Origin of the sequence: Paenibacillus sp. FSL R5-0923, from assembly GCF_038009145.1 — a bacterium.
In the GTDB taxonomy this organism is placed as follows: domain Bacteria; phylum Bacillota; class Bacilli; order Paenibacillales; family Paenibacillaceae; genus Paenibacillus_AQ.
On the sequence record NZ_JBBPAT010000001.1, the window covers coordinates 1043908 to 1055380 of the forward strand.

At 46.5% G+C, this 11473-nt stretch carries 12 protein-coding genes; 9 read left to right on the forward strand and 3 right to left on the reverse strand.

The genetic code is table 11. The features are described 5' to 3' along the window. Window positions 1-198 precede the first annotated feature (198 nt). From MKX35_RS04670 to MKX35_RS04700, 7 genes are all read left to right on the forward strand, one after another. On the forward strand, window positions 199-1308 hold the full coding sequence (locus MKX35_RS04670; RefSeq protein ID WP_042194671.1) for an ABC transporter ATP-binding protein: 1110 nt from the start codon (window positions 199-201) through the stop codon (window positions 1306-1308). Continuing rightward, complete coding sequence (locus tag MKX35_RS04675; RefSeq protein WP_042192705.1) at window positions 1298-2110, forward strand: ABC transporter permease; 813 nt, start codon at window positions 1298-1300, stop codon at window positions 2108-2110. The genes MKX35_RS04670 and MKX35_RS04675 overlap by 11 nt, the downstream gene beginning before the upstream one ends. Then, complete coding sequence (locus MKX35_RS04680) at window positions 2100-2933, forward strand: ABC transporter permease (RefSeq protein ID WP_042131492.1); 834 nt, start codon at window positions 2100-2102, stop codon at window positions 2931-2933. The genes MKX35_RS04675 and MKX35_RS04680 overlap by 11 nt, the downstream gene beginning before the upstream one ends. Continuing rightward, the gene (locus MKX35_RS04685) at window positions 2930-4003 is read left to right on the forward strand and encodes an ABC transporter substrate-binding protein (protein WP_076284904.1); all 1074 of its coding nucleotides are present in this window, start codon (window positions 2930-2932) and stop codon (window positions 4001-4003) included. The genes MKX35_RS04680 and MKX35_RS04685 overlap by 4 nt, the downstream gene beginning before the upstream one ends. A 209-nt stretch (window positions 4004-4212) precedes the next feature. Beyond that, a complete protein-coding gene (locus MKX35_RS04690) occupies window positions 4213-4887 on the forward strand; it encodes a response regulator transcription factor (RefSeq protein WP_076297975.1) in 675 nt (224 codons plus the stop codon). After that, the gene (locus tag MKX35_RS04695; RefSeq protein WP_076297974.1) at window positions 4884-6251 is read left to right on the forward strand and encodes a sensor histidine kinase; all 1368 of its coding nucleotides are present in this window, start codon (window positions 4884-4886) and stop codon (window positions 6249-6251) included. Before MKX35_RS04690 ends, MKX35_RS04695 begins: the two co-directional genes overlap by 4 nt. Before the next feature lie 222 nt (window positions 6252-6473). Beyond that, on the forward strand, window positions 6474-7454 hold the full coding sequence (locus MKX35_RS04700) for an alpha/beta hydrolase (protein ID WP_076297973.1): 981 nt from the start codon (window positions 6474-6476) through the stop codon (window positions 7452-7454). A 69-nt stretch (window positions 7455-7523) separates the two neighbouring features. Here MKX35_RS04700 and MKX35_RS04705 read toward each other — a convergent pair whose 3' ends face one another. The 3 genes from MKX35_RS04705 to MKX35_RS04715 all read right to left on the reverse strand — a co-directional run bounded on the left by MKX35_RS04705 (window position 7524) and on the right by MKX35_RS04715 (window position 10152). After that, on the reverse strand, window positions 7524-8345 hold the full coding sequence (locus MKX35_RS04705) for a class I SAM-dependent methyltransferase (protein WP_076297972.1): 822 nt from the start codon (window positions 8343-8345) through the stop codon (window positions 7524-7526). 293 nt (window positions 8346-8638) lie between these two features. After that, window positions 8639-9490, reverse strand: coding sequence for a 1,4-dihydroxy-6-naphthoate synthase (locus MKX35_RS04710; protein WP_076297971.1), 852 nt, complete (start codon window positions 9488-9490; stop codon window positions 8639-8641). Then, window positions 9490-10152, reverse strand: coding sequence for a futalosine hydrolase (locus MKX35_RS04715; protein WP_076297970.1), 663 nt, complete (start codon window positions 10150-10152; stop codon window positions 9490-9492). The genes MKX35_RS04710 and MKX35_RS04715 overlap by 1 nt, the downstream gene beginning before the upstream one ends. Window positions 10153-10442: 290 nt before the next feature. Here MKX35_RS04715 and MKX35_RS04720 point away from each other — a divergent pair, with 290 nt between their 5' ends. Together MKX35_RS04720 and MKX35_RS04725 are read left to right on the forward strand one after the other, a co-directional pair. Next, window positions 10443-10913, forward strand: coding sequence for a MarR family winged helix-turn-helix transcriptional regulator (locus MKX35_RS04720; RefSeq protein WP_081382669.1), 471 nt, complete (start codon window positions 10443-10445; stop codon window positions 10911-10913). A 141-nt stretch (window positions 10914-11054) separates the two neighbouring features. Continuing rightward, complete coding sequence (locus tag MKX35_RS04725; RefSeq protein ID WP_076297968.1) at window positions 11055-11456, forward strand: DoxX family protein; 402 nt, start codon at window positions 11055-11057, stop codon at window positions 11454-11456. Window positions 11457-11473 lie beyond the last annotated feature (17 nt).

An 11473-nucleotide genomic window follows, 5' to 3' on the forward strand; every position in this document is an offset into this window, starting at 1 on the left:
GTTAAGTTTACGCATTCCTTATCCATGTAAGCTATCGCATATAATGGTACAATCTAATATGCTATATCTATTGGAGTGTCGAATGAGAGGAGGAATTGTCGCTTATTAGCGCTGAGCATGCCCATTCGATTGTTCTCCGCGAGATGCGGGTAAAATAGTATTGTGATACTTTAGGCAGGGAGGTTGTTAGCTATAGCTATTCAGGAAGGCACCATTATTTCATTTGAAGAGGTTACCAAGCAATATGACGACGAAGATCCGGTGTTAAAAGGAGTCAGCTTTGAGATAGAGCGCGGCAAATTCTATACACTACTTGGTCCATCAGGCTGTGGTAAAACGACTATTCTACGATTGATCGCTGGCTTCGCAGAGCCAACAAGCGGTTCTATCTATTTAAACGGTAAAGTGATCAACCACATTCCAGCCAATGAGCGGCAGGTCAATACGGTATTTCAGGATTACGCATTGTTTCCACACCTGAACGTATTCGAGAATGTGGCTTTCGGACTGCGCATTAAGAAGCTTAAGAAAGACGTCATCACGAAGAAGGTGCAGGAAGCGCTAAGTTTCGTTAACCTTGTGGGCTACGAGCAGCGTGCCATTAACGAAATGTCTGGTGGTCAACGTCAGCGCGTGGCTATTGCTCGTGCGATTGTGAATGAGCCGCAGGTTCTTTTGCTGGACGAGCCGCTATCTGCGCTCGATCTGAAGCTGCGAACAGAGATGCAGTACATACTGCGTGAAATGCAGCAACGACTTGGCATTACTTTTATTTTTGTTACACATGACCAGGAAGAGGCACTCGCGATGTCCGACTGGATTTTTGTCATGAACAAAGGAAAAATAGAACAAAGCGGAACACCTAATGATATCTATGATGAGCCAATTAACCGTTTCGTGGCTGATTTTATTGGCGAGTCCAACATTGTTCCGGGTGTTATGATTGAAGACTATCTGGTGGAGTTTAACGGGCGCCGCTTTGAATGTTTTGATGCTGGTCTTAAACCAAACGAATCTGTGGAGATTGTTATACGCCCCGAGGATTTGGAAATTTCAACACTGGAACAGGGTAAGCTACGTGTGCGAGTGGATTCCCAGTTGTTCCGGGGTGTCCACTATGAAATCAGTTGTTATGATGAATCCGGACATGAATGGCTTGTGCATTCTACACGTAAGGCTACGGTAGGTAGTGAAATTGGCCTTTATTTTGATCCGGAAGCGATTCATGTTATGCGTTTTGGTGAAACGGAGGAAGAGTTCGACAAACGTCTGGAAGCTTACGGCGAGGTGGAGAGTCATGAAGAATAAGGGCAGATCGTATTATCTCATCCCTTATTACCTGTGGATCGCCTTGTTTGTAATCGCACCAGTGCTGCTTGTCATCTATTATTCTCTATTTGATCTGGATGGGCATCTTACGCTAGATAACTACGTGAACTTCTTTACACCTGTGTACTTAAAAATGACGCTGACCTCATTCTGGTATGCGTTTTTGATTACAGCATTCTCTTTGCTGGTCGCCTATCCGGCGGCATATCTGTTGACGAGAACGAAGCATAAGCAGCTATGGTTATTGCTGATTATTTTACCGACATGGATTAATTTGCTGCTAAAAACTTACGCTTTTATCGGCATATTTGGTACGTTCGGACCAATCAACAATTTCTTTGATCTGCTTGGAATCGGAGAACAGCAAATTTTGTTTACGGGCTTCAGCTTTGTATTTGTATCTGTGTATATCTTTATCCCATTCATGATCTTGCCGATCTACAGCGCTTTGGAGGATCTTAATTTATCCTTGCTGGATGCGGCACGTGATCTGGGTGCTTCAGGCTGGACGACGTTCCGGCGCGTTATTTTTCCATTGACCATTTCGGGTGTACGTTCCGGTTGTATGGCGGTATTCATACCAGCGCTGTCCCTGTTTATGATTACTCGTCTGATTGCAGGCAACAGGGTCATTACACTCGGTACTGCGATTGAGCAGCATTTTCTGGTCACACAGGACTGGGGCATGGGCTCCACGGTCGCAGTGTTTCTGATTGCTATTATGGCGCTGTTTATGATTATTACCGGCGGATCGCGGAAAGGGGTGCGGAATGAGAAATAAAAACGGGTTCTCCAATCTGTACCTAGTGCTAGTGTTCGCTGTTCTGTATGCGCCAATCTTCTATCTGATGTACTATTCGTTCAACAGCGGGGGGACGATGCACAAGTTCGAGGGCTTTACGCTGGATTACTACCGTGAGGTCCTTCAGGATACACGTCTGATTATCATCATGATCAACACGCTTGTAATCGCGCTTCTGTCCTCGGCTATCGCCACGCTTATCGCTATTATTGGTGCATTGGCCATTAAGAGTGTACAGAACCGCCGTGCTAAAAACACCTTGTTATCTCTGAACAACGTGTTGATCGTTAGTCCGGATGTCATTATCGGTGCATCGTTCCTGATCCTGTTCACCATTGCAGGCATCAAGCTTGGCTTCGTGTCCGTCCTGCTTTCGCATGTCGCGTTCAGTGTGCCGATTGCCGTGTTGATGATTCTGCCGCATTTACAGGATATGAGTCCTTCACTGACGGATGCCGCACGTGACCTCGGCGCAAGCCGCAAGGATGTTCTGACTAAGGTTATTCTGCCGATTATCAAACCGGGGATCTTTAGTGGATTCTTCATGGCACTTACGTATTCACTGGATGACTTTGCAGTTACGTTCTTCGTAACGGGTAATGGTTATTCGACGCTATCGGTTGAGATTTATTCCAGAGCTCGGCAAGGGGTGTCGTTATCCATTAATGCGCTATCGACACTGATCTTCCTGTTCACGATACTGCTCGTTGTCGGTTATTACTTCCTGACCCTTAAGAAGAACCGTCAGAATACCTCGGAAGCTGTGGCGGAGCCAGTGGCGGAAGCGGGGGTGCCTAGATGAAACAGCTGGTAAATGCTTTTTTGGCGATCATGATCACGGCATTTGCTCTAATGTACTTGGGCTCCTGGATGAACTCGAGAGAGGGCTATTCCGGTGGGAATACACTGACTATCTATAACTGGGGCGACTATGTCGATCCTGATCTGTTGAAGGAATTTGAAAAAGAGACCGGATTAACGGTCATTTACCAAACTTTTGACTCTAATGAAGCTATGCTAACTAAAGTGGAGCAGGGTGGAACTACTTTTGATGTCGTAATTCCTTCGGATTACGCCATTGCTAAGATGAAAGAAGAAAATTTGCTCATACCGCTGGATCATAGCAAGGTTCCGAATCTAAAGAATATTGATCCGCGGTTTATGGACCTTTCCTTCGATCCTGGCAACAAGTATTCCGTGCCTTACTTCTGGGGAACCGTCGGAATTATCTTCAATCCGGAGATGACCAAAGGGATGGATTTCACCAGCTGGGATTCCCTCTGGGACAGCAGGCTGAAGAACAACATTTTCTTGGTGGATGGAGCACGCGAAGTAATGGGTATGGCTTTGAACAGCCTGCACTATTCGGTTAATGACCGGGATGAGGCTCACCTGCAAGAAGCGCTGACCAAGCTGAATAGGCTGTCTCCTAACGTTAAGGCGATTGTCGGAGATGAGATCAAGATGCTGCTTGCCAATGAAGAGGCTGCTGTTGGGATTGTGTGGTCCGGTGATGCTTCTGAGATCATGGATGAGAATGATAAATTGGATTATGTAGTGCCTGAGGAAGGCTCGAACAAGTGGTTTGATAACATGGTCATTCCACGAACTGCGGATAATGTGGATGGAGCTCATAAGTTCATTAACTTCATGCTTCGCCCAGATGTAGCGGCTAAGAATGCAGAATACGTAGGTTATTCCACACCTAACATCCCTGCGCTGGAGCTACTTCCGAAGGAAACTTCCGAGGATACCCGTTTCTACCCGCCTGCTGAGATTACGGATCGGCTTGAGGTGTATGATAATCTTGGCAAACGGATGCTTGCTCATTACAATGAGCTCTTCCTGAAGTTTAAGATGAATAAAAAGTAAGTCGTTTGGAGGTAAAGTCAAACGACTTCAAGAGCGTCTACATGCGGATTACCGTGTTAGACGCTCTTTTTTGAAAGATAAGAAAGTATAAGTTTTGCGCTTTCGTGAAACGATCATCACCCTTTAAATGATGCCGAAGGCGTTCCTTCTTGGCTGGAAGTATATTGTAGTATAATGGCTAGGATGGATAACAGGAAAAGAGGGTACGAATGCCTACTATACTAGTTGCTGACGACGACGCGAACATTCGCGAACTCGTCTGTTTATTTCTACGTAACGACGGATTTGATACAGCCGAAGCTGCAGACGGCAAAGAAGCGTTAGCCGTTTACGCCTCAAAGCAGGTTGATCTTGTTGTACTCGATATCATGATGCCGATTATGGATGGGTGGACGTTATGTAAAGAGCTCCGAAAAGCCAATCCGGATCTTCCCTTACTTATGCTAACTGCGAGAGGTGAAACCTGGGAGAAGGTGAAGGGCTTCGAACTGGGGACAGACGATTATTTGACGAAGCCATTCGATCCGCTGGAGTTGACGGTTCGTGTTAGATCCTTATTGAAGCGATACAAGATTGGTTCCACTCAGACGATCCAGTTCGGCAACGTCGTCCTTGATCGGCAAACCTATAAGGTGATGAGAGGAACAGAGTCATTCACGTTGCCACTCAAGGAGTTCGAATTGCTGTATAAGCTCGCTGGAACACCCGGACAAGTCTATACGCGCGAGCAGCTAATCGATCAGATCTGGGGGATTGATTACGCTGGAGATGATCGAACGATAGACGTACATATTAAACGTCTACGCGAACGGTTTGCGACTACACCCGATTTTCGAATCGAGACGGTGCGGGGGCTTGGCTATCGGCTTGAGGTTTACGAATGATCAAATCGTTATATACACGTGTTGTTCTGACCTTTCTAGTCTCCGTGATCGGAGGCACACTGATTTCTCTATTTGTGACAACCTGGGTATTTCAAGATAAATTAAACGAAAACCTGCGAATTCCCTTACTTCGCTTTGGTCAGGACATCGCCCGGATATACGAAACCTTACCATCACGTGAAGCGGATGTTCTTATAAGTGGAATGAAGCAGCTTGATTCCTACCATATTCGAATTTACGATGAGAACGGTCAGTACCAGTCTTACGGAGTGCTTAATGGAGAGAGCCCTGTTACCGTGACTAGGGAGCAACTGAAGAAAGTATTGGCTGGTGAAGCTGTTCAAGTTAAACCGAGTATAGGTTCTTCCAACCTCTTAGGACTACCTTTGAAAACTGAAATGGGAACGAAGGCGATGTTTGTGGAGCCGATTGTGCCTCCTACTTTGTCTTCTACGAGGAATCTGCTATTTAATTTTTTGGCGTATTCGTTAATAACGGGAAGCGTATTGATACTGGTCGCTTCTATGTTCTTAGTGAGACCGATCAAAAGGCTTACAAAGGCAACTAGGCGTATAGCAACTGGGGATTTTAATGTCGAATTGAATATTAAGCAGATGGGTGAGTTAGGTACCTTGGCTAATAGCTTCGAGGAAATGATGCACGATCTGCAGCACCTTGAGCAAATGCGTAGGGAGTTCGTAACGAATGTGTCGCATGAGGTTCAGTCTCCGCTTACCTCGATATCTGGTTATGCTATTGCGCTCAAGAAAGTAGCCCTCACAGAGGATGAACGGAATCGTTATCTCGACATTATTATTGCTGAAGCGGAGCGGATGTCCAAGATGAGCGATAGTTTGTTAAAGCTGAGCTTGCTTGAATCGCAATCCCAACAACTGCGGCTTATCACGTTCAGTCTTGACGAACAGATCAGACGTGTAATCGTGGCGATACAGCCCCAATGGTCGGCACGCAACATTAGTTTTGAACTTGATTTGAAATCAGTAATCGTATGGGCAGACCATGATCTGTTAAGTCAGGTGTGGACGAATCTCCTTGGAAATAGCATCAAGTTCTCCAAGGATGACAGTGTGATTAACGTCAGCATCAAACAAGATTTGGACAATGTAATCGTCCGAATATCCGACACTGGCATTGGTATTTCTCCCGAGGACCAAGAACGTATATTTGAACGCTTCTTTAAAGCTGATCGTTCTCACAGTCGCAAGTATGGCGGTAGCGGGATGGGACTAGCCATTGTTAAACAGATCGTATCGCTTCATAAAGGGGATATCCGAGTGGAAAGCGAACCTGGCCAAGGAACGACCTTCATCGTCACCTTACCAATTATAGTGCCGACAGAATAATTATCGTTCAAGGATATTTTGCGAGGGGTTGAACGCGCGCCTCATTGTTCATACTACGGTAGCACAGGTAAGATTTCTTGCTTGGCTGCCGTAGTATTTTTTTTTGCCTATTCATATTTAGTTCATATTGTGGTCATGAGGAGTACATCATCGTTGGTTAAGATCTCATTAGCGAAACGTTAAGGCGACATAATAAATAGATTAGGACAGGAGAAGATGAGGGTGACACAAACAGAGGTAATAAAAACGGGGAATGAAAAGAAAAAGCATAAAGTACGTAACTTGTTGCTTAAAATATTAGGAGCAATAGTGATTTTGATCGTGCTTTTTCTAGCTGTTGTTTATACAGTTAATGTGATTAGCAACAAATCTGATCAGAAAAAAATACATCAATATGGTCAGTTAGTTCCTGTTGACGGAAAAAGTATGAATGTTTTGATCCAAGGACAAGGGAAGCAGACTATTGTACTTATCCCGGGCTTTGGAACTGGAGCGCCAGCACTTGATTTTAAGCCGTTGATTGATGAGTTATCACCATTTTACAAAGTGGTCGCGGTTGAGCCGTTTGGGTATGGATTAAGTGATGAGACCGATAAGGAACGAACTACAGCGAATATCATAAGTGAGGTTCATGAAGCCGTACAGAATCTAAACATTGACCAATATATTCTAATGGGTCACTCCATTGGAGGTATTTACGGATTGGAATATGCGAAGAAATATCCAAACGAAGTGAGTGCATTTGTAGGGGTTGATAGTAGTGTTCCTGAGCAAGGCGGTATGGATGTTAAATTCCCGATAAAAAAATTAAAGCTGCTCAAAGACTCAGGTATCATTAGATTGGGATTGCAATTAAGCGGTGACCCTTATGATGGACTGCCATTTGATGATGAGACCAAAAAACAAATGAAATTGATATCGCTCAAAAATATGAATAATTCCACTACCTTAAATGAAATGGAACATATATATCCTAACTTTGTCGCAGCCAGAGGGTTGAAATTCGACAAGAACCTTCCCATTATATTCTTTATACAAGCGAATAATACAACCGTGAAAGATTGGATTCCTCTGCATGAAGGGCAAGTTAAGGAATCTATGCATGGAAAAGTGATGACATTCGAAGGCGGACATTATTTACACCATTCCAGATCTAAGGAAATCGTTGAGAACCTAAATTTGTTCATGGAAGAAGTCAAATAAAATAAGAAAACGCTCCGACTTTCCTCCTATAAGGAAAATCGGGGCGTTCTTTGCGCTTAAGGGCGGAAATTATTTGATGCCAATTCTCATTCGGTAGCTGATCAGTACCTCTAAGGTGCGTCCTTGAAAATGGTCTTCAACTGCAGTGCTGAAATCTGCAATGTCCTGATTGAGTAGGGTAGCGTCTTGCTTCAGAACGGTTCTTATACCCCCTTGGCTTAGAGCGAGTCCAACATAGCGCTGTGCATCGCAGGACTCAAGATTATGAAATACGATCTCTCTTGCAAAAGAGAAAGCTCCACTAGCCTGAATCCGTGACAAATGCCCTTCTTTGTCCCATTTATGTGCTCTCTCAGCATCAGGTAAGAGTGAGGCGAGCAGTTCCTCGGATTTGGAGATCAGTTGGTTGTAACGTTCTTCTACCTTCTGTTGAAGGGGGAGAGGCCAGTCGCAATCGTAGGCAGCGAAGACACCACCTGTTCTCAAGACCCGGGAGATTTCTCGAAGTGTGCTTTCAGGATCCATCCAGTGGAATGACTGTGAGCAGGTCACTATGTCTACGCTGTCCACTGCAAGTGGAAGCTGGTTAGAATAACCTTGTACAAAAGTGATGGATTGAGGATCTTCTATCCGGCTTAATTTATCGATTGCTTTTCCCAGCATATCTGGATTCGGTTCAATACCAATTACGTTGTCCGCGACATCCTTCCACAGAAAAGTAGACAAGCCCGTGCCGCAGCCTATATCTGCGACGACTGAAGGTGTGCTGCCTAAGTAGTCGGTCAGCAGCTTGATGATCATGCCAGGAGCTTCAGGACGGTAACGGTCATAGTCCTCTTGAAAGCCGAGAAATCGATCGATGTTTTGTTTGCTATTGTTTTCAGGTATCATGTGATCCTCCTTCATAGAACCTATTTATAGGTCTATTGTATAGCCATCGCTTCGCCATGCCAAATAATGGATCGAAGCAATCGCGGGGAATGTTACTCAGAACAAGCATAAATGCCTTCGGCGTCCTTATAAGGACGGCAAGTGTTTAAGCGAGAAATATAAGACATAAAGTATGGTGTGAAACTTATACTTTCTTATATTTCAAACAAAAATCCCCGGAGAACACCTTATGGTGTACCGGGGATTGTGGGTTATGTCTAGTTTTAAAGTGCGCTAAGAACGTCTAGCAAATGCTACCGAAGTAATGCAGGATCGATGGCAGGTACAAGTCCTTCTGCTGCAGCACGATTTAGTAAGGAGGTGATTGCAGCGTAGCCGTCATCGCCTAGATTCATCGAGAAGTCGTTCACATAGAGATCAATGTGTGATTTAGCCACTTCTGGAGCCAGCTCTTGAGCGTGGCTAAGCACATAATCTCTAGAATCGGTAGGATGAACCCACGCATATTGTAGAGAGCTGCGAATCCAGCCAGTGATGGCATCGGCATCCAGATCGCGGCGAGCAATGATCGCGCCGAGTGGAATCGGCAGTCCGGTATCGCTTTCCCACCAGCTGCCCAGGTCAGTCAGCATATTAAGACCATAAGATGCGTAAGTAAAACGGGCTTCGTGAATTACCAGTCCAGCGTCGATATGTCCATCGCGTACGGCAGGCATGATCTCATCGAAAGGCATGACGACGATTTCGCCAATCCCTCCCGTTATATGCTGTGCTGCCCATAATCTGAAGAGCAGATAAGCGGTAGAACGTTCGCTAGGTACGGCAATTCGGCGTCCAGCTAGCTTCTCGGGACGTTTAATCGCGGTTGGGCCACTTGCTGTAAGAAGCAACGGCCCGCAGCCACGACCCAGTGCGCCGCCGCATGGCAGCAATTTGTAGCGCTCAAGAACCCAAGGTAGAGCGGCATAGGAGATTTTAAGGACTTCAGGTCCCTCTCCATTAGCAGCAAGCGTGTTGGTAATATCAATGTCGGCATAAGTTACATTAAGCTGTGGTGCATTCGGGACAAGCCCGTGTGCCCAGGCATGGAATACAAAGGTATCGTTAGGGCAAGGGGAAAAAGCGATATTAAGCTCAGTTGTCATTACAGCACCTCCAATAGTATAGCGGCTGCCGCCGTTAATGCTTCCATTGCATCGCCGATCTTCCAGGCGGCCCGGTCGCGGGGACCGACCGGGTTCGAGATGGCGCGGAGCTCCAGTACCGGGAGCCCTAGCGCCTCAGCGGCCACGGCAACTCCGTGGCCTTCCATCGCTTCCGCGACGGCACCGGGATGCCGCGCGATGAGGGCGGCGGCCGTCTCCGCGGTGCCGGTCGCCGTCGAGACCGTAAGCACGGTCCCCGTGCTTACGGTCAGTCCGGCTGCTGCCAGCGCGGCCGAAACTGCCTGTACCGTGCCGTGGTCAGCCGGCACGGACACGCTGCCGAAGCCAAGCTCGGCAGCGCTGCGAAAGCCCTCCGGCGTCTCGGCCCCGAGGTCGGCGGCAATCATCTCGCTGGCAACGACCAGCGAGCCTAAAGGTGCCACCCCCGGGAATCCGCCGCCGATCCCGGCGCTGATTACGCAGCCGTAAGATCCGGCTGCGAGTGCCGCGGCGGTTCCCGCCGCCGCTGCTGCCGTACCTGCGCCGGCAGCAATCACATGGAACCTGTCGCTGCCTTGTAGGCCGCGCAGGACCGCCTCTCGCTCTGCGGCTACAGCTGTTACGATCAGCACGCGCCGCGCACCAGCTTGTTCCTCCACCATCAGGTTGCCTCCTTTGAGAGAAGTGAAATCGCTTACTAAATAGTCATTCGTAAAGACAAGAATACGCCGTTTTAAGGGTCAGGTCAAACTTAGAGTGATTTTCATCACGCTCTTAAAAAGTCGTAGAAAGAACATTAACAGCTCGTTAAGCACCTTATGTTATCTTTTTGGAGTGGCAAGGTTGACAAAGGTAGTGTGAGGAAGTATAGTTATCTTAACTTAAAGATATTTAATGTAAAGACATTTACTTTATATTGAACAACATCGCTGTCAAACTGGAGGTGGGAATGATGAGTAATACCGAAGAGAATGTTCGTAATACAGAGAATACTACGGAGATGGATCAGGCGTCTTCTTTAAAGTTATTTGTTGTATTATCTAAGGCTTACAGAAGCTTGATGGATCAAGCTGTGAAGGATATGAAGAGTTATGGGCTGGCATCTGCCGAGTTCATGGTGCTTGAGGTGCTGTATCACCGGACCCGTATTCCACTACAACAGATCGGGGAGAAGATTCTCGTTACGAGTGGAAGCATCACCTATAATATCGACAAGCTGGAGAAGAAAGGTCTGCTGAAACGTGTGCCGTGTAGTGAGGACAGACGCGTGACCTATGCGGAGATTACGGATGCAGGGCGTGAGCTGTTCGATAAGATTTTCCCGCGTCATGTGGATTCGATTCATGATTTGATGCGTGGACTGGATCAGGATGAGAAGGGTCAGGCGATTGAATTACTGAAGAAGCTAGGCAAAGGTGTATAGGAGCGCTGAAACATCGTTATGAAGGGCGCTTCTATAAGGTGGGAAGCAGTTCGCTGCTTCTTGCCTCTGGAAGACAAAAATTTTTATCATATATCTTAATGTTAAGATAATTAAATCAAAGGAAATTGGAGTGGGTTAGAAATGATAAGTCTAGGAATATTATTGATGAGATTAGTGATCGGGATTGCGTTCATAGGACATGGTGCACAAAAGCTATTTGGATGGTTTGGTGGGTATGGCCCGAAGGGCACTGGTGGCTGGATGGAGTCCATCGGTATTAAACCGGGCGTTACGATGGCGGTATTGGCAGGACTATTGGAGCTGATAGGTGGATTCATGTTCGCGGCAGGACTGCTGACGCCTGTTGCAGCGGTGTTGATTGTAGCCACAATGTTGGGGGCTATCGTTAAGGTGCATGCGCCGAATGGCTTCTGGTCTACTTCGAACGGTATCGAGTTTCCGCTTACGGTATTGGTGGTTGCGGCAGGTATAGCACTTACGGGGCCGGGTTCGATTTCTCTGGATGCATTGATTTTTAATTAAGAAGGAGGTTTATTATT